General features: G+C 51.4%; 19 protein-coding genes, 1 tRNA gene and 1 pseudogene. 20 read left to right on the forward strand and 1 reads right to left on the reverse strand.

Annotation, left to right across the window (positions count from 1 at the left end):
* From ACK5NH_RS20150 to ACK5NH_RS20190, 9 genes and pseudogenes are all read left to right on the forward strand, one after another.
* Positions 1 to 241, forward strand: a pseudogene (locus ACK5NH_RS20150) (hypothetical protein); the annotation flags it as partial.
* Between the two features lie 96 nt (positions 242 to 337).
* Positions 338 to 550: a hypothetical protein gene (locus ACK5NH_RS20155; protein WP_248968017.1), complete on the forward strand. Its 213-nt coding sequence runs from the start codon at positions 338 to 340 to the stop codon at positions 548 to 550.
* A complete protein-coding gene (locus ACK5NH_RS20160) occupies positions 547 to 882 on the forward strand; it encodes a DUF2730 domain-containing protein (RefSeq protein ID WP_133182307.1) in 336 nt (111 codons plus the stop codon). The genes ACK5NH_RS20155 and ACK5NH_RS20160 overlap by 4 nt, the downstream gene beginning before the upstream one ends.
* On the forward strand, positions 882 to 1,178 hold the full coding sequence (locus ACK5NH_RS20165; RefSeq protein ID WP_248968015.1) for a helix-turn-helix domain-containing protein: 297 nt from the start codon (positions 882 to 884) through the stop codon (positions 1,176 to 1,178). Before ACK5NH_RS20160 ends, ACK5NH_RS20165 begins: the two co-directional genes overlap by 1 nt.
* Before the next feature lie 2 nt (positions 1,179 to 1,180).
* On the forward strand, positions 1,181 to 1,411 hold the full coding sequence (locus ACK5NH_RS20170; protein ID WP_416922956.1) for a hypothetical protein: 231 nt from the start codon (positions 1,181 to 1,183) through the stop codon (positions 1,409 to 1,411).
* A complete protein-coding gene (locus ACK5NH_RS20175; protein WP_416922958.1) occupies positions 1,401 to 1,973 on the forward strand; it encodes a DUF3486 family protein in 573 nt (190 codons plus the stop codon). Before ACK5NH_RS20170 ends, ACK5NH_RS20175 begins: the two co-directional genes overlap by 11 nt.
* The gene (locus ACK5NH_RS20180; RefSeq protein WP_416922960.1) at positions 1,973 to 3,634 is read left to right on the forward strand and encodes a hypothetical protein; all 1,662 of its coding nucleotides are present in this window, start codon (positions 1,973 to 1,975) and stop codon (positions 3,632 to 3,634) included. The genes ACK5NH_RS20175 and ACK5NH_RS20180 overlap by 1 nt, the downstream gene beginning before the upstream one ends.
* Positions 3,634 to 5,220, forward strand: a complete 1,587-nt coding sequence (locus tag ACK5NH_RS20185; RefSeq protein ID WP_416922962.1) for a DUF935 domain-containing protein — start codon at positions 3,634 to 3,636, stop codon at positions 5,218 to 5,220. Before ACK5NH_RS20180 ends, ACK5NH_RS20185 begins: the two co-directional genes overlap by 1 nt.
* Positions 5,221 to 5,227: 7 nt before the next feature.
* Positions 5,228 to 6,565, forward strand: coding sequence for a phage minor head protein (locus tag ACK5NH_RS20190; RefSeq protein ID WP_416923016.1), 1,338 nt, complete (start codon positions 5,228 to 5,230; stop codon positions 6,563 to 6,565).
* A 3-nt stretch (positions 6,566 to 6,568) separates the two neighbouring features.
* On the opposite strand, the gene ACK5NH_RS20195 is transcribed toward ACK5NH_RS20190, so the two are convergent.
* Positions 6,569 to 6,656, reverse strand: a tRNA-OTHER gene (locus ACK5NH_RS20195).
* 55 nt (positions 6,657 to 6,711) lie between these two features.
* Between ACK5NH_RS20195 and ACK5NH_RS20200 the strand changes: the two genes are divergently transcribed.
* The 11 genes from ACK5NH_RS20200 to ACK5NH_RS20250 all read left to right on the forward strand — a co-directional run bounded on the left by ACK5NH_RS20200 (position 6,712) and on the right by ACK5NH_RS20250 (position 18,922).
* Positions 6,712 to 7,164, forward strand: coding sequence for a phage virion morphogenesis protein (locus ACK5NH_RS20200; protein ID WP_416922964.1), 453 nt, complete (start codon positions 6,712 to 6,714; stop codon positions 7,162 to 7,164).
* A 172-nt stretch (positions 7,165 to 7,336) separates the two neighbouring features.
* Complete coding sequence (locus tag ACK5NH_RS20205; protein ID WP_416922966.1) at positions 7,337 to 7,564, forward strand: hypothetical protein; 228 nt, start codon at positions 7,337 to 7,339, stop codon at positions 7,562 to 7,564.
* Between the two features lie 76 nt (positions 7,565 to 7,640).
* On the forward strand, positions 7,641 to 8,834 hold the full coding sequence (locus ACK5NH_RS20210; RefSeq protein ID WP_416922968.1) for a phage protease: 1,194 nt from the start codon (positions 7,641 to 7,643) through the stop codon (positions 8,832 to 8,834).
* A 67-nt stretch (positions 8,835 to 8,901) separates the two neighbouring features.
* Positions 8,902 to 9,825, forward strand: a complete 924-nt coding sequence (locus ACK5NH_RS20215; protein WP_416922970.1) for a Mu-like prophage major head subunit gpT family protein — start codon at positions 8,902 to 8,904, stop codon at positions 9,823 to 9,825.
* Between the two features lie 71 nt (positions 9,826 to 9,896).
* Positions 9,897 to 10,379, forward strand: coding sequence for an HI1506-related protein (locus tag ACK5NH_RS20220; RefSeq protein ID WP_416922972.1), 483 nt, complete (start codon positions 9,897 to 9,899; stop codon positions 10,377 to 10,379).
* Positions 10,379 to 10,807, forward strand: a complete 429-nt coding sequence (locus ACK5NH_RS20225; protein WP_416922974.1) for a gp436 family protein — start codon at positions 10,379 to 10,381, stop codon at positions 10,805 to 10,807. The genes ACK5NH_RS20220 and ACK5NH_RS20225 overlap by 1 nt, the downstream gene beginning before the upstream one ends.
* On the forward strand, positions 10,807 to 11,250 hold the full coding sequence (locus ACK5NH_RS20230; RefSeq protein WP_416922976.1) for a hypothetical protein: 444 nt from the start codon (positions 10,807 to 10,809) through the stop codon (positions 11,248 to 11,250). Before ACK5NH_RS20225 ends, ACK5NH_RS20230 begins: the two co-directional genes overlap by 1 nt.
* 28 nt (positions 11,251 to 11,278) lie before the next feature.
* Positions 11,279 to 12,025 (forward strand): hypothetical protein, encoded by a 747-nt coding sequence (locus ACK5NH_RS20235; protein WP_416922978.1) that lies wholly within the window; start codon positions 11,279 to 11,281, stop codon positions 12,023 to 12,025.
* Positions 12,026 to 12,144: 119 nt separating this feature from the next.
* Positions 12,145 to 16,092, forward strand: coding sequence for a tape measure protein (locus tag ACK5NH_RS20240; protein ID WP_416922980.1), 3,948 nt, complete (start codon positions 12,145 to 12,147; stop codon positions 16,090 to 16,092).
* Positions 16,089 to 16,454: a hypothetical protein gene (locus ACK5NH_RS20245; RefSeq protein ID WP_416922982.1), complete on the forward strand. Its 366-nt coding sequence runs from the start codon at positions 16,089 to 16,091 to the stop codon at positions 16,452 to 16,454. Before ACK5NH_RS20240 ends, ACK5NH_RS20245 begins: the two co-directional genes overlap by 4 nt.
* A gap of 11 nt (positions 16,455 to 16,465) precedes the next feature.
* Positions 16,466 to 18,922 carry a hypothetical protein gene (locus ACK5NH_RS20250; RefSeq protein WP_416922984.1) on the forward strand — a complete coding sequence of 819 codons (2,457 nt, stop codon included), beginning with the start codon at positions 16,466 to 16,468 and terminating at the stop codon, positions 18,920 to 18,922.
* Positions 18,923 to 18,925: the final 3 nt, after the last annotated feature.

Here is an 18,925-nt window from a genome sequence, read left to right on the forward strand (position 1 = left end):
AACGCAAGCATGGCTTATTGCTGCTGTGCCTAACGATGTTGTGCGCGTGTACGACAGCGCCGCCCGCTGTGCGTTACGTGCCAACTTACAAGACCCTGTATGTGTTGCCGCCCAAGGCTCTGATGCGCGAGTGCAACGTCACTCAGGTTCCGCCACAGGTCTTGCAGTGCCTGCAAACCCAGAAGGAACAGTGCCTATCCAACCCAAAGTCAGTGAGGCTAATGATCTCGTTACTCACTGACTTAGGGCAATGCAACCTTTACTGGCAAGCCCTGCACGATTGGCGGCAACGACACCAAACAGACCAAACAAAATAAGCCAAATATTAGGGATAGGAATGGACGAAAACGATTGGGCGAGCACGATGGAAACCCGCGAGCGTGATGCTTGCATTGATGCCGCCCGCCATAAACAACAGCCTCAGGGCAATGGTATTTGCATTGATTGCCATGAGGCGGTGGAGCCAGAACGACGCACAGCCCAGCGCTGTATTAGTTGCCAACAGGATGAAGATAAGCGCCAAAAGCAGCGCTATGGGACGCGTTTATGATCGAATCGTTATTTGAGTTTTTCGGCAAGTACTGGGGCTTTATTGGCAGCGTGATTAGCGTGTTCTGCGCCCTGTTAATGGCGTGGTTTAGCACTCGCTTTACCCCACGCATCGAGCACGACAAGGTCGTCCAAGCGGTGGCCGAAATCGACAAGCGCCTAAGCGAAACCGAAATGGTATTGGAGTACATACCGACCCGTCCAGAGTTCCATGATCTCGATAAAAACCTAGCGGGCTTAGTTGAACGGCTTGGATCAATGGAACAGGGCATTAACCGACTCGAAAAAAAGACCGACATGCTTCTCGAAAACGAACTGAAAGGAGGCCATTAATGGCGATGCAGCAAATTATCAATGAGCACCAACGCCTAGTGGTGCTTCGATTACTGACCGAGGCGGGAGCCTTTGCCCTCAATGAGTCCATCTTACAAGATGGCTTGATTGCCTATGGCCTCGATATTAGTCGCGACTCGTTAAAGGTGCAGCTCGCTTGGCTGGCCGAGCAAGGGCTGATTAAAACTGAGTTAGTGGGCAAAGTGACCACAGCCACCCTAACAGGTCGTGGCCAAGATGTAGCCACAGGCCGCGCAACAGTGCCAGGCGTTAAGCGTCCACGAGCGGGAGAATAGCCATGGCCGTTAAACTCGCTTTGGTTGCTGCTGATGTAGAAAACCAAGTCATTAAACCAATGATGGAAAAAGAAGGTAAGCGGTATACCGAGGGTGAGTTCCGCAAGATGTATTTCGCCAAAGTCCCCCAAGTCGCGCAGGCCGAAAGAGCGTTGCAAAAAGCGATGGCTCAAGCGCAGAAGGATCTTGCTGCTTCTATGAAATCATCTAAGGGGGCTGGCAATGGCAAATGAAACCAGAGGCCGCCGCTCTAAGGTGGATTTGCTGCCTGCCAATATCCGCAAACGCTTGGATAGCGGCCTGCGCGATGGCTCGATTCAGCAAATTGATCTGCTTAATGAAATCAACGCCCTGATTAAAGCCGCAGGCTTGCCAGAAGAGCAGCTGCTTTCCCGTGCGGGCATTAACCGCTATGCCACCAAAATGGAAGCCGTGGGTAAATCCTTAAGGGAAATGCGTGAGATCACCCAAGTGTGGACGGCTGAACTGGGCGATAAACCCACGGGCGAAGTGACTAAGCTGATCCTTGAAATGGCCCGTTCACAGCTCTTTAAAGCCCTGTTAAACGAGTCTGAAACGGGCGAAGGTGCCGACGTTGGCATGATTAAAGACGCCATGCTGGCGGTGCAAAGGCTAGAGAACGCCGCCATGGCATCCCATAAACGCGAGAAAGAGATCCGCCAAGCCTTTGCCGCCGAGGCCGCCAATGCCATGACGGAAGAACTACGCGGTGAAGATGGGATGAGTGAGCAGCTCGAAAGCAAAATCCGCCAAATTCTATTAGGGAAAGCATAATGGCGAAATCAGGTTTGCATCTAACACCCATTACCAGCCCTCGAAAAATCGACCTTGCCGAAGAAATGGCGCTGGCGGGTGTCGATGTACCGCAAGAGATTGTTGAGGCGCAGCCCGCCAACGAACCCGTGTTTTTGCCTTATCAGCAACGCTGGTTTGAAGATGAATCGCAGATCATGATTGCCGAGAAAAGCCGCCGCACAGGCTTAACTTGGGCTGAGGCTGGACGTAACGTTATCAAAGCCGCCAAACCACGTCGCCGTGGTGGCTGTAATACCTTTTACGTTGGCAGCAAAAAAGAGATGGCGCTGGAATATATCGCCGCCTGTGCGCTGTTTGCCCGTGCGTTTAACCAACTCGCTGAGGCCGATGTTTACGAGCAAACCTTTTGGGATAGTGAGAAGAAAGAAGAAATTCTCACCTATATGATCCGCTTCCCCAAGACGGGGCGGAAAATTCAGGCGCTCAGTTCGCGCCCATCCAACCTGCGTGGTTTACAGGGGGATGTGGTTATCGATGAGGCCGCCTTCCACGAGTCTTTAGAAGAACTGCTTAAGGCCGCGCTAGCGCTAACCATGTGGGGCAACAAGGTCAGATTAATCAGCACCCACAATGGTGTGGATAATCCCTTTAACAGCCTGATTAATGATGTCCGTGAAGGACGCAAAGACTACAGTATTCATCGAATTACACTGGATGCTGCCATTGCTGATGGCCTGTATAAGCGTATTTGCTATGTCACAGGCCAAACATGGACTCCCGAAGGTGAAATTGCCTGGCGCGAGGGGCTATATAAAAACGCCCATAATAAAGAAAGCGCCGATGAAGAATATGGCTGTGTGCCTAAAAAATCCGGTGGTGCTTACCTTAGTAGAGTGCTGATTGAAGCAGCCATGGTGGCCGATCGTTCTATCCCTATCTACCGTTTTGAAGCGCCTGAAAACTTCATGAGCTGGACGCCAGAAATGCGCGAAGCCGAAGTGCGCGATTGGTGCGAGCAGCATTTAAAACCAGAACTGGCCAGACTCAATCCCGATCATAACCACTCATTTGGTGAAGACTTTGCTCGCCGTGGCGACTTAACCGTGTTTGTGCCTTTGGCCATTAAACCCGATTTAAGAAAGCGCGCTCCTTTTGTGGTGGATCTGAGGGACACCACCTACGAGCAGCAAAGACAGGTGATGTTTTACATCTGCGATCGCTTACCAAGGCTTGTGGGTTTGGCGTTTGATGCCACAGGTAACGGCGGCTATTTAGCCGAGCAAGCCGCGCTGAGATACGGCACTGAAATGGTTGACCAAGTGAACCTGTCACAGAGCTGGTATCACGAGTGGATGCCAAAAATGAAGGGGGAGTTTGAGGCATTTAACCTTGAGATCCCCCGTCACCAAAGCGTGCTCGATGACTTACAGCATATCAAGTTAGTTAATGGTATCCCCTCGATCGATAAAGGTCGTAAGGCTGACTTAGAGTCAAACAATAGCAAAGGCAAGCGCCATGGTGACTTTGCCGTTGCCCTGTGTATGGCCGTTAGGGCGTCATATATGGAGGGCGGCGCCATCGAATTTACCCCTATCCCTAAGAGTGATCACCGCAATCCTAATGCCCATGCAAGTGCCCATGAGGATGATGATCATCAACTGCAGCGAGGTTGCTGGTAATGCAAGAGAAAACAACTGAATCACGGATTTTAGATGCCAGTGGTCGCCCCTTTAAACAGCGTGAGGCCAAAGAGCTGCAAACCGACGATGTTCGCCTAGCTGGGCTGCACCGCACCTTTAGCAGCCATCCCAGCAGCGGCTTAACGCCCGCCAGTGCTGCCAGTATTTTACTGAGCGCCGAGCAAGGGGATCTTATCGCCCAATGTGAGTTAGCCGAGGATATCGAAGAGAAAGACGGCCATCTTTATGCCGAACTCGATAAGCGCAAACGGGCACTTCTTGGTGTGGATTTTTATCTTGTGCCACCGCGTAACCCCAGCACGCAAGAAAAGCAGGATACAGAGTACTTGCAAGAAATGCTGGAGGAAGGCAACTGGCTTAAGTCACTGATTAAGTCGATGAGTGATGCCATTCTTAAGGGCTTTAGCATGCACGAGCTTGCCTGGTCGCGTGAGCTGGGCGAGTGGTTTATCGAGGTGCCAGAGTATCGCGATCCCTCGTGGTTTATGACCCACCCAATACTGCGCAACGAGCTGCGCCTGCGCGACTCAAGTTTTGAGGGGGCAGAGTTGTGGCCCTTTGGTTGGATCAAGCATATTCACCCCGCCAAGTCGGGCTATGTGAGTCGCAGTGGTTTGGTGCGCCAGTTGATTTGGCCATTCATTTTTAAAAACTACAGCGTGCGTGACTTGGCCGAGTTCCTTGAGATCTACGGTTTACCGCTGCGCATTGGTCAGTATCCAGCTGGAGCCAGCGACGCGGAAAAGCGTGCGCTATTAAACGCGGTAATGAGCATTGGCCACAATGCAGGCGGCATTATGCCCAAGGGCATGGTGATGGATTTTCATAGCGCCGCCACAGGTCAAGCCGATCCGTTTGAACTCATGATGACATGGGCTGAAAAGACCATGAGCAAGGTAATTTTGGGCGGTACCTTAACCACCCAAGCCGATGGCAAAAGCTCCACCAATGCGTTAGGTAACGTGCATAACGAAGTGCGCCAAGAACTGCGTGATGCTGACCTTGCGCTGATTGCCGAGACCTTAACCCGCGATTTAATTGCGCCCCTATATGCGCTTAACTGTAAGAGCTACCACAGCCATCGCCGCCACCCGCGCTTAGTGTTTGATACCACCGAGGCCGAAGATTTACGCGCCTTGGCCTATCCGCTGCGGGCGTTCGTGAGTATGGGCATGCAGATCCCGCAGAACTGGCTGCATGAAAAGACCCGTATCCCTAAGCCTGCTAATGGCGAAGCCGTGCTGGTCATTCGACAGGACGATCCTAATGCCAGTGCGGCCAGCCAGACGGCCTTGGCGGCTTTAGCCGCGAAGCAGCCGGATGCCCAACTGAGTGAACCCAGCCAAACCGCTTTGGATAAGGCGCTCGATGCACTCACCCAAGGGCAAATGAGTGAAGTCTATATGGCGATGGTAGAGCCATTACTGGCACAACTGCAGAGCGAGCCGGAGCAGCTGCGCGCCCAGTTGGAACAGGACTATCCAAACATGGATACCGAGCAGCTTACCGAAACACTCGCGCGGTTAATGTTTGTCGCGGAACTGTGGGGTATGGCCAATGCTTAAACCCCAAGTGCCTAAACCAAGAGCGCCTGAAACCGTTGATTTAAGCATTGCCATTAATATGCCGCCAAGCGATGCGGTGGCCTATTTCCGTGCCAAGGGTTTTGCCATCAGTGACGATTGGCAAGATGTCTGGACACGCGCCCATGCCCGTGCGTTTACGGTGGCCAAGGCTACCCAAATGGATGTGCTCACGGCGATCCGCAATGAGGTTGATGCGGCCCTAAGCCAAGGGTTAACCGCTAAGCAGTTTCAGGCCAACCTTAAACCGCAGCTTGAAAAGCTCGGGTGGTGGGGTAAAAAGGAAGTCGATGGCCGAGAGGTTCAGCTGGGCAGTCCCTACCGCTTAAACACTATCTACCGTCAAAACCTGCAAACCGCATATATGGCTGGGCGCTATCGGCGCATGTTGTCGCGTACTAAAACCCACCCCTATTGGCAGTATGTGGCGATTGATGACGGCCAAACACGGCCAACCCATGCGCGGCTGAGGGGTAAGGTATTCCGCTTTGATGATCCGATATGGGACATTATCTATCCCCCAAATGGTTGGGGCTGTCGTTGCCGCGTTCGGGCGCTTACCGAGGCGCAGGTGAAGGCCATGGGCCTGACGGTGGAAAATGGCGAAGGCTATATCCAGCGCTTTGATACCGAGACAGTCGCGCGCGGCACGGGTGAAGTGTTGACCGTGCCCCATGCGCGGATTGATCTGCCCGATGGTAGCAGCATGAGCCCCGATTTAGGCTGGGCCTATCATCCTGGCGAAGCCGCCTTTGGTACCGATGTGGCAGTCGCTAAAAAGCTTGGCAGCATTCAATCCCTCGATACCCGCGTCCAGTTTATTCAAGCCCTCAATAACAGCCCGCTGCGCCAAGCTCAGTTCGCCCAGTGGACGGATGAAGTACTTGCCACTCATCCAGGGCAAAAGCGACGTCCAGGATTAGGCGTTCAGGCGTTAGGTTTTATGACACCATCGATCCAAGCAGCGGTAACTGCACGTTTAGGCGCAGAACCCACCGCATTGCTTGCCATTGGCGAGAAGCAGCTGGTGCACGCAGATAGCCCGCGTCATATCAAAGAGGGGGTGGCATTAACTCGGGATGAGTATCAGCAATTACCCTTGATGTTGGCACAACCCGAGGCCGTACTGTGGGATAGCAAGAACCAGAATTTGTTGTATGTCTATGCCACTGAGGATGATGGCCGTAAGGTTAAAGTGATCATTAATAGCGCGTGGAAGATGAAACGCCAGCAAGCTATGGATGCGGTGATCAACGTTTATAAGATCAATGCGGTGGACTTAAAGCACGGGCAGTATGAATTGTTAGAGGGAAAGCTGGAGGAGTAGCGGACGATATGGTGGGACTCGAACCCACATACACACGATTTACGCCTAAGCGCTTAATCGAGTCTGCTTTACCAATTAAGAGTACACATCGTTCGCTAGATCAGTATAACACTGTAGCCAGCGGTTAACAGTGTGAAGGATGAAAAATGAACAAGGTAGAAATCGTCTTAAGTGATTCCCCTGTGCTGCAAGTACTCGGGAGTTTGCTGGATAAGCTCGATGACTTAAGCGAACCCATGAACGATATTGCCGCCGTTCTGGAGTCCGCCACAGAAGGCGCATTTGAGGCCGAGGCCGATCCCGTTACAGGTCAAACCTGGGCATCCTTAAGTGATGCCTATCTTAAAGCCAACCCCAAACGCCAAGGCGGCAAGATACTGCAGGCCAGTGCTGGCGGGCTTGCTGCCAGCGTGACAGCCGACAGCGGCGACTTTTGGGCTGCGATTGGCAGCAATAAAATCTATGCCGCAATTCACCAGTTTGGTGGCACCGACGATATGCCAGTAGGCCCAGCGGGGATTCCGGCACGGCCATACCTAGGTGTAAGCCGTGAGGATGAACAGTCCATGTTAGGGATCTTGGGGGAGTACTTAATCTAAATCACGGTGTTTTTCTTTAACGCGCTAAAACGCGATTTAAGCGATGCTCTGCGCAACTTGGTATAACGGCTTATCGAAAAACCACTTAAACGATTTAAGGAGGATTTAAACGGGTTTTAAACTGGGTTATGCTTCAGTTCACTTGTGTTGGATTGGTTGAATAGGAAGTCATATGAATATGCTCAAAACGTTGGAACTGGAAACGAGTGGTGGAACGACTCAACCATATTCAGGCAATGGTGGAGGTTGGGAGCCGCCAGACTCCAAAGAGGAAATCCAGCAAAAGGAATATGCCAATAGCTTACCCAAAGAGGTGGGCCATGGTTTTGGTTCCGAATTCTTAGCCGTTTTATTTGCAGTAGTCATCATTCTTTTTATCGTCCGCAAGACGCGCGATTAATCCCGAAATCTTTCCTATCCGCTAGTTAGTCCCACTCGATCATGATGGGCACTCCAATGTTATTGAGAGTGCCATTGTGTCAAAAGCTAAATCCACTAACCAAAGCCACTTTATAAACCTCGGCATTGCTGCGTTAAGCAGTACGCTCACGGTTTTACCAAGTACCAGCGCGGGTTTCCAACTCGGTGAAGATGGTTACATCCAGGCATTGCCTGATGGCCACTTTAGTTCCGTAGATGGTCGCCCCGAAGATGTGCCTGGTGGCAAATGGTTAATGGATGAGGTCGCCTTTGCTGCGCTTAAGGCAAACACCCCACACCAAGCTGGTGATCTCGTTATCGACTACGAGCACCAAACCCTCAACAAAGAACAAAACGGCCAGCCCGCGCCAGCTTCTGGCTGGTTCCATATCGATGACGTGCAGTATCGCCCAGGCGAAGGCTTGTTTGTTAAGCCGCGCTTTACCGATAACGCTATCGCCCACCTTAACGCTAAAGAGTATCGCTATTTCTCTTTGGTCTTTGGATACGACAAGGTCACAGGTCGCCCCCAGTTTATCCATTCTGCTGCGTTAACTAACCGTCCTGGTGTGGATGGCATGTTGCCACTCGCTGCACTCTCTGCACGGCTTAACGCCGAACGCTCAGGGCTGCCAGCACTGGCCACTCTCAATGCAAACGCTTTACCTCATTCAACCCAACCGGAGGGACTCCATGTGAATCCACTATTACTGAAACTGTTAGCCGCCCTAGGTATTGAAGTTGCCGAAGGTAGCGAGCCAACCGAAGAGCAGGTTAACTCTGCGTTAAGCCGCATTGATGACCTCAGCAAAGCGGCGCTCTCTGCTGATGACCTGAAACAAGAAGTGGCTGCGCTAAGCGCCAAGTCGCCCACCGTCGACCTTACCAAGTATGTACCCATTGCCACAGTGAATGCTTTGCGCGAGCAGCTGGTGGCACTCACTGCTGAAAATGGCGTGCTGACGGTTGAGCAAACCGTTAAGGCGGCGATTGATGAGGGCAAAGCCTTTGAGTGTGAGCGCGATTATCTCACCCAATTGGGCAATCAAAGCATGGCAGCACTCACTGCCAACATCGATGCCCGCACCCCCATCGCGGCATTAACCGCTAAGCAAACCACCACGGTGCCAACCCCTAATAAGGGCAAAGACACCGCATTGGCGGCCCTGACTGCAGAGGACTTAAGCGTGGCCGAGCAAATGGGCTTAACCCCAGAGCAAATGGCCGCAGGTAAAAAGGCCACCGCTTAGTGGTGTGCCACACCATTAACCCGCTTTGCAACTTAGTCATTCACATTAATTAGTTAGGAGTATCCCAATGGGTATTGTTAATTCCGCTACGTTAAACGCGCTGCGCACCTCGATGCACTTGAAGTTTCAAGGTGCGGTGTCGAGCGTTGAAACCCAGTACCAACAGATTGCCACTGTGGTGCCATCAACCGCCAAGTCAAATACCTATGGCTGGCTCGGACAAATGCCCGAGTTTCGTGAATGGGTAGGAGATCGCCAGTTTAAAGACCTGCAAGAGCACAGCTACAGCATCGAGAATAAGACCTTTGAAGCCTCGGTGATGGTGAAGCGTGACGATATCGAGGACGACAACCTTGGCGTCTATGACCCTATGGTCAAAATGATGGGCGAGAAAGGCGTTAAGTTCCCCGATAAGCAAGTGTTCGATCTGCTGAATGCTGGCTGGACAACGCTTTGCTATGACGGTCAAAACTACTTTGATACCGACCACCCTGTTAATGCCGCCCATGATGGCAGTGGTGCGGATACCTCAGTGCCAAACGTGATTATCGATGCGGGATACACGGGCGAACCTTGGTACCTGCTCGATGTGTCGCAAGTGCTTAAGCCGCTTATCTATCAGGAACGCCGCAAGCTGGCCTTAACCACTAAGTTCAACCCCAACGATGAAAGTGTCTACATCAGCAATATGTTTAGCTTTGGTGCCGACCTACGCTGCAACGCTGGTTTTGGCTTCTGGCAAATGGCGATTGGCGTTAAGGCCGAACTGACCTCTGAAAACGTGTGGGCCGCAATGGAAATGATGGGCGGCTTCACCTTCGATGGCGGTGAACCAATGGAGCTAAATGGTGCCCTGTTGGTGGTCGGCAATGGCAATAAGCGCAAAGCCTTGCAGCTTAAGAACCGTGAAAACATCGATGAAGGTGGCACCACGGTATCCAACGAACTGCGCGACATGATTGAGGTGCTGGTTAGTACACGCATCAAGTAATCGGCTAATCGAATTGGCACAAGGACGTGCCACCCAATCACTGTGTTTTCACTTTACGAGGTAGCAATGAAATGGCCCAACTTTCTGATCAAACTCAAGATAACGCTCCAGTCCTTATGGTGGTTAGTCGTCAGCCCAATGGCTATCGCCGTGCGGGGTTGGCCTTCAACAAAGGCGATAACCATTTGCCGTTGGCCGAACTGTCGGATGAACAAGTCGCAGCGATTAAAGCTGATCCCCGCTTTAAGGTTTTCGAGACCTCAATGGCTGTGGATTCGCCGGGGAGTCTGGACATTCCAAACGGTGATACGTCACTGAACCAAGGTATCGACTCTAGCAACGGCAATGAACTAACGAGCACCATTGCTGGCGTTAAAGACAACGATGGCACTGAGCGTAACCTCGACGATATGAAGGTCGACGAGTTGCGTGAACTGGCTATTTCACTTGACGTGGAAGGTGCAAAAGGCATGAAGAAAGCCGAGCTGATTGCTGCCATTAAATCCATAGAGGTGAAAGTGCCCAATGATGCCGTAGACCAAGGGGCTAACTAATGTACGCAACGGCGAGTGCGATGATCACACGCTTTGGTGAGCAGGATTTAACCCTGCTGACCGAACGTGAGGACAGTGTGCCAGGGGAAATCAATCTCGCTTTGCTGGAGCAAGCGCTAAGTGATGCGTCGGCTGAGATTGATGGCTATATCGCGGGCCGTTATGTGCTGCCGTTAACTACGGTTCCCGCCGTGCTGGAGCGTAACTGCTGCGATATCGCCCGTTACTTTTTGTATGGCGATAAAGCCCCTGAACAAGTCGAGAAACGCTACACCGCCGTGGTGAAGTTTTTAACCGCAGTGAGCAAGGGCGATATCAGTTTGGGGCTGGCCGATACGGGCGAAACCGCAGACCAAAGCGAGCTGGTTATCAGCATCGAGAGCGCGGGCAGTGTGTTTGGCCGCAAGTCATCTAAGGGGTTTATCTGATGTTTGAGATTAAAGATAACTACCTGACTGCGGGTGATGCGCTAACCCAATTGCTTGAGCCATTAGTCACTAGCCAGAAGCTGAAAAAGGTCTATCAAGCCAATGAGCTAAGCGAAGTGGATGAGCGTAGCCAAATCACCCCCGCCGCCCATGTGCTCTATATGGGCGATGGGGTGGATGAAACAGCCCAAGGTGGCAATAGCAGCCAAGTTAAGCAGACCTGGCTTGTGGTACTGGCGTGTCGTTTATCCATCCACGAACGCCCCGCAGGTGAGCTGCTAGTCAGCTTGTTAAATGCGGTTGTGGGCAAGTCCATTTCGGTTGATGGCCAGATGCTCGGCCCCTTTGTGCGCGTTAACAGTGCCGTTAAACCTCGTTTCACCAAAAGCCACGGTTATTACCCCGTGGCTGTGAGTGTGAAGCTGAGATTCAAACCCAGCTAACCCAACAACTTAAGATGAGGAAAATCCTATGAGTGGATTATTAGTCGCAGGCAACTTCTTTGTTGACCGCTTAAATGCCCAAGGGCAATCAACGGGGATCATCGGCCCCATTAACACCACCAAGCTCGCTATTAAAACCGATGCCGATGAAAAAGTGCGTGGCAGTCGCAAGAAGGAAAGTTACGGCCAAGCCTTAAGCGTGGTGAAAATTGCCAAGCCTGCTGAGGTGGAATGGTCGTTCGACGATCAACCTGCCGAACTGATTGCCATGGCACTGCTCGGTGATACCCAAGTGGTCAACTCGGGCAGCGGTACCTTAACTGATGAGGCCGTGACCTTACCAACCAATCAGCGCTGGGTGCAGTTACCTGAAACTAACTTTGCCACCCTAGGGTTTGCGGTAAAGAAAGACGCGGCCACCTTAGTGCTGGGCACAGACTATGAGGTTAATTATGCCCTCGGCTTAGTACGCGCCCTTAAAGACGGTGCGGTAGAAGCGGGCGGTGCTGTGACGGTATCAGGCCAGCATAACGCGATCAGCGGCACCTTGGTGCGCGGTGGGATTAACGCCCAAACCCGTGCGCGGATCTTCGGTGAAGGTACCAACTTAGAAACAGGCAAGCCAATGAAGCTCGATATTTTCGACGCCAGCTTATCGCCTACGGCTGCACTCGATTTTGCCGCCAGCGAGTTTGTGAGCGCCACCCTTGCGGGTAAAGCCCAGTTAGTCGCGGGTAAGGATCATCCGTTCGAGTATCTAGAGCTGGATACCTAAGCGGTTTTGCTAAACCCAAGGGCATGGCCGGATTCAATCGCCCTGCCCTTTAATTCCCCTTTAACCGCCGTTTAAACACGGATGACTTAGATACCAACGAGAGCATTAACGAGATAGCCATGGCTGATAAAACCTTAGAACTCGCCCTGCGGATCGTGGCCGAAGCCACGGGCAAGCAGCATATTGCCGCCTTGGTCGATGAGCTTAAGCGCATCGGGGCCGAGTCGGATGCGGTGAATCCTAAGACGCAAGCCTTAGCCGATGAAATCGATAGCGTGAGCGACGCCAGCCAAGCGGGCGCGAACCAAGTTGATGAACTCAAAAACAGCCTTGATCCCTTAAGTAATCAGCTCGACCAAGTAGCCCAAAGCGGTCGTAATACCAGCAACCAAGCAGAGCAGCTCACTAACGAGCTTAAGCCCTTAGCCACTGGGCTAGACGATGTTGGCGATAGCAGCCAATCGACCAGCCAAAAGGCCAATACCTTAGCCAATAAGCTTGATGAGCTGGCCAACCAGCAAGACCTGATCAACACCTTTAAGCGCTCCCGCAATGAGCTGGAACAGCAAGAGCTTGCGGTAACGGCAGCAGCGTTGGCACTGCAGGACTTAAAGCAGCGCGCAAGCCAAACCGATGCCCCCTTTGTGCAGCTGTCTCGCTCTATTGATGTGGCCGAAAAAGAGCTAGAACAAATGCAGCGCGAGTTGGCGCAGCAATCGGCCAGTCACACTAAGCTGCAAAATGCCTTATCTAAATCGGGCATTGACTATAACAACCTCACGACGGCTCAGCGCAAACTAGGTGCAGAATTCGACAGCACTGGCCGCCAGGTTGATAAGTTTGCTAATAACCTCGACAAGCAAAACGCCAGTGCGCGCGAACATGCCGCCAGCCTGCGTGGTGTTATAACGCAAGTCACTGCCTTAGCGGGTGCCTATGTCGGCTTTGACCGTGTTAGCCAAGCCGTTAAAGACATTTTTGCCACAGGGGATCAATTCGAGCGCTTAGGCGTACAGATGAACGCCGTGATGGGCAGCTTTGCTTCTAGACGCGAAGCCACCGCTTGGGTTAAACAGTTCGCCATCGATGTACCGTTGCAGCTTAACGAAGTTAACCAGGCATTCGTTAAGGCCAAAGCATTTGGCTTAGACCCAATGAACGGCACCATGAAGGCGATTGTGGATCAAGCCTTTAAACTGGGTGGTGGCTTTCAAGAGGTCGAGGGGATCACCTTGGCTTTAGGCCAAGCCTGGGCAAAACAGAAATTGCAGGGTGAGGAGATCCTGCAACTGATTGAGCGCGGCGTACCCGTGTGGGACATGCTGGCTAAGGTCACGGGCAAGAACACAATCGAGCTGCAAAAACTCAGTGAGCAAGGCAAGCTGGGGCGCGATGTTATCCAGGGCTTAATCGATGAGATGGGCCGCGCCAGTAACGGCAGTGCCGCCGCGCAAATGGCTTTACTCAGTGGCCAAGTTTCCAACCTTAAAGATAACCTCTCAAGCTTTTACGATCTGGTGGCTCAGTCCGGTGCGCTTGATTGGCTCAAAGGCCAGATCAGTGAATTGAATCTTGAGTTTGCAGCCATGGCAAGCGACGGCCGTTTAAGAGAATGGGCGCAGCAAATCAGCGATACCATCGTAAGCATTGGCTCAGCGGTGCAAGATGGCGCGGCCATGCTGTACCACTACCGCGATGAGATCGCTTTTGTGGCTAAGGCGTTTTTAGCATTAAAGGTTGGAGGTTATTTTAGTGATGTGATCGCTGGTGCCAATGCGGCCATTGGTGTGATGCGCCTGTATACAGGGGCGATTGCAGGCACAACCGCCGCCAGTGAAACCGCCACATTAGCGGCAGGTAAATTAAAAGCCGCCCTCGCTGCCGCCGCTAAGGCGGGATTATACCTGGCATTAATCAATGAACTGATTGAATTGGCGCGGGTATACCAAGAGCTACTTATTGCCGAAGAAGCCTTGGCCAAATCCAAACGTACTGCAGCTGCTAGCGCAAAACAGTTGGAATACTCACTTAAGGATCTCAGTGAGCAAACGGGTGTTGCTTTCACCACTATGGCCGAGTTCAACAAGGCGGTGGATGATGGCAAGCTGATTTATGACGATGCCAGCGGTAAATGGAAGAACGCCGCCAAAGCCATGGAGGAAGTCAAACAGGCTGCGGTTGAGGTAGTTGAACCCATTAAGTTAACGATCGACCAAGCCATCAAACTGACTCAGCAACTAACTGAACAAGCAACCTCGTTAGATAATCTTAAAGGTGGCATGGGCGGATTTATTCGCCATTTGGATTCAGCCATCATTACCTTTCAAGCCGCAGGTGAAGAATATGCTGGCCATGTTGAAGTACTCAACAGGCTTAAGGCTAAGTACGAAGAGCAGCAAAAATACCTTGATGCCACAGCAAAAGGCACAGATGCGCTAGAACAAGCCTACAAGGATTTAGGGCTGACTAGCACCAAGTCACTCCAAGATACTGCTGATAAATCAAAAGCAGCATTTGAGCTTATCCGTGACAACAAAGAACCAGTCGATCAAGTCCGTGATGCCTTTATTAACTGGGCTAAGGCGGCCATTGTTGCTGCCGAAGCATCGGGTAAGACAGTTCCTGAGGGATTGAAAGCACAGGCTGCGGCTTTACAACTAAGCGACGAATATCAAAAGCTGATCGATAAATCCAAAAACTACAGTGATGGTTTGAAAGATGGCGTGACTCCAGCCCATCAACGTCTCGTCGAAGATATAAAAGAGACGACCATTGAGATCGCTAAAAACCGAGCAGCGATAAACAATAGTACCGATGCCAATAAAGGTAATAGCGCCGCCGTTCATGAGTTAAATAAAAATACCGAAAAGCTTAAAGAACAGCAGGAAAAACTGAATCAAGTTAAGGCGCTTGAGATTGCTAATTATCAAGAGCTAAAAGGTAAATATGCGGCAGTCAATGAGGAAATGCTGCGCTTAGATAAAAGCTATAAAGATGGAGCTTTATCAGCTGAAGAGTATCAGCGTCAGAAAGATCGCTTAGTTGAAGTTCTAAACGTGCTACGTGACCTAATGGGTGATGTACCTGATGGAATGGATGACTTAACTGACAGCGAGCTAGAAACTGGTATCGAGGCTGGCAGAACGACTAAAACACTAATGCAGCAACGTGAAGAACTTGAAGCATTAGAGAAAGCCACAGGACGCGCCACTGAGTATGTCAACCTGTTCGCGGGGGCGTATGCTCACCTCAATAAGCAGTTCAATTTTAACGAAGATAGCACCGAAAAACTGAATGCCCGTGTCGATGAACTGACCAAAAGCATTATGAACAATATGCGGGTGAATACGGGCTTTTGGGGTGTGCTGGCACAGCTCAGTAACCAAGCCTTTATCCGCGAAAAGCAGATCATCAACGAGACGCTATTAACCCGCAAATGGACTGAAGAGCTTGCAAGCTCAAGCATCACACTGGATCGCGTTAATCAAATCAGCCGCGATGCCAAGTGGAATATCCGTGAACTAGGTGAGGAAGATCTCAAGCCGCTGCAGGCCGCCATCGATGCGACACGAGATCTCATTCTTGGCCTGCGTGACGATATCAACGCCACCTTGGGCAGTCTCAAAGATGAGATGGATCAACTCAATAATAACCAAGCCGCTATTGAGAAACGCCGCTATGAGCAGCAACAGGCTGAACTTAAGGCCCAGCTCGATGCGGCGCGTACCGCCCAGGATAAAGAGTCTATTGCCAGTGCCCAAGAAGCCCTGCAACTCAGCCAGCAAATCTACGCCACCAAACTAAAACAAATTGAAGCCGAGGCGGCAGAACGTAGCACCACCGCGCTTGACCGTGCGGCGAGCAATCCAAACTCTGCTACCGATTACAGTCGCAGCACCAGCCAAACCACGACACGAACGGTAAGCACTCAGAACACAAGTGGCAGCGTGCAGGTGTATCGGCTAGAACTAGCGATGCCCTCGGGCAATGTGCTGAAGGCCGACTTACTGGATGAGTTTAAACAGATGTTTTTACGTGATTTAGAGCAGATTAAGGGGACATCATGATCACCCTGGACACTATTCAACTACCGCAATTTATTTGGCTTAACCGCATCGGTTATACGCCCTTTGTTTGCACGAGCGAGTTTGCCCTCGATGGCTCGCAGCATATTGAAGTGTCGGCCAAACAGGCTGGGCGTTCCATTGTGTTATTCAGTGACGGTGAATCCATCAACCTATTTGAAGCTCTTGAAAACCATGCCAGCACAAAAGGCGCGACCAGCTTCGAATTGGATATTAACGGCACGGTTTTTAATGTGATTTGGGATTACCGCGAGCAAGCCATTAGCGGTGTACCAGCCATTAACTACAGCGACAGCGCACCCGATGCTGTTGATGCCATCACCCTCAAGTTAATCACTGTTTAAAGGATGTTTAAATGACTATCACCCGTGCCGATTTAAAGATCTTTAAACCTGAGGTTTTAGGCAGTAACGATGATGCAGGCGGCCAGCGTACCACCCAAGTTGTACAATCCGGCGAGCTTAACCAGTTATTTAAGGCAGTATCTGATATCGACCACGCCACCTCGTCGGTAGAAATCGCTAAATGTTATCCATCGCTGGCCACAGTGGGTACCGAAACATTGATCGATGCCAATATCTCCTTCAGCGTGCCACCTACAGATCCTCTGGTGAGCATGTTGATTGCCGAGTCGTCCTCTCTGACCGATGCCAGCCGCATGACGGATATGGTGGATATCCTTGAGTCCTCAGTCCGTGCAGGCCAGTTAATCCGCAAAGGGTTAATAGGCTTACTGGCTGGTCAAGATTCATTTCCGCGCCCTTACTTGCAGAGCATGTATCGCTTTAACGATACGGATTTTTGGTCAAATGTGAGCTTAGTGCAGGGGCAAATTATCTGTATTAGCGTGGAGTATGCGGGTAACGAGAATGCGCTTTACCCACGCTTTGAGCATTTCTGCGAAGTTAAAGAATCCGTTACGGGAGGCCAAGAGGGGCAGGTGCGATTTAGCCCACCCATCCCATACGACACGCCCGATTCTGGCGTGATGATTAATGGCGAAACGGGCTGTACTAAGCTGCGATTTACCAGCGAAAACGCCGACATTAAATACCATGGTGTTACCACGCTAACCGCCGAAAACAGCGGTAACTTTCTTCAAGTGGCAAGCACCAAGTCAGAGCTTTTGCCCAAGGTTAAATCCATTAGAAGCCATTCAAGCCAATCGATAGGATCCTTGGGTACCTCAGATATTCCAACCAATGTGATCAAAAAGGTGTTATCCACGCCTGAGGTCAGCGGCCAAAGCACCTATATTTTCAACGTGCCGGATATCATTAACACTGACTTTGTAAACCAAGTGCTGGGCTTGGCTCCTAAAGCCCATGGCAGCAATCCATTTTATAACTGGACAGTGAATATCACGGGTACCACAGCAACCGCAACAAGAGGAAGTTATAACCTATATGGCTCTGGTGGGGTTGCGGGCGACCCGAGCGTAGTGCTCGAGTACGTATCATCGTTGCGTTATACCTATCACAGCAGTGTTAATGCGTTGCCAAGTAACAGCAAAATCGCCATTGGTACCGTGGTGATGACCATCACCTTTACAAGTGATAGCAGCACAGCGGTATTGCGCGAAAATGAAGATGGTTTTTACAGTAGTGGCCGTAAGTTTGTTGACTTGGATTATGCCACCGGCACAACCACCAAATACCCCGATTCACGCGGCGATTTTACCATTAGCTTTGAGTGCTTAATCGAACCAGGCTTACCCGAAGATAACAGCGTGACCTTTAGCTTGCCCGTAGCCTCGCCAGTGCTTGATAGCTTTTACTTTGTGGTGAATAACGCCGATGGCAGCATCTTAATCTCAGGCAGTAGCAATAATGCAGGGGTAATTAGTGGCGTGGGTGTCAGTGGCCAAATCACGGGTACCTCAGTTGCAATCAACTTCACCCAAGACGTTGACCTCACCACGCTGCGTTATGACATTGACGAAACCGTGACCCTTAACCCGCCGCCAGAACTATTCGGCCTTAACCCGCTGCGCCTCAAGAACGGTGGCATAGTCGATATATTTACCGCGTGGACACCTATCACCATCGAGCATACCAATGTGCAGGTGGTCGCGAACCCCGCCCCCGCGCAAACCCTTAATGTGCGCGTAAATGCTCGCTATGTGGATATTACCGACTCGCTAGGCTCAAGCCTGTGGACGGTCGATAACCAGCACTATAGCCATAATAGCGCCACGGGTGTCGTCACCATTAACAGCAACTTTGCAGGCTTTGTGGCGCCGTTTGTGCTCACCGATAGCATTGGTGAAGAAGCCCTAGTGACCGAGGTACAAACTGGCAAGTTACAACTGGCCGCGCCCTTAGAAAACACCTACCCAGTGGGCGCCATTGTGGCCTCAGTGCAAAACTTGGGCGACCTGCAGGCCCGAGTCGGGCCAGTGCGTGATATGACCGCATGGGGCGGCGATTGGAATACCGATGGCGCTGCGGCTACCGGTTCCATGAACGTGGTGGATTACCCGATTGAGGTGATTAACAACAACGCCATTAACGAAGATTGGGTATTGATTTTCACATCGCCAACAGCGTTTCGCTGTGTAGGCAAAGGCGTTGGCCAAATTGCTACAGGCGATACCCTTAATGACTTTGCCCCGATTAACCCGCTAACCCAGCAGCCTTACTTCATCATCCGTAAAGAAGCGTTTGGTGCTGGCTGGCAACAGGGTGAGGCGGTGCGCTTCCGCACTTATGCCTCAAGCAGGCCTGTCATGCTGCTGCGCTCAGTTGCCAGTGGCCACAGCCAAATCACCACTGACCGCGCTGTTCTGGCATTCCGTGGGAATGAGTCTTAAGCC

This window comes from Shewanella sp. (assembly GCF_047975355.1).
Lineage (GTDB): Bacteria > Pseudomonadota > Gammaproteobacteria > Enterobacterales > Shewanellaceae > Shewanella.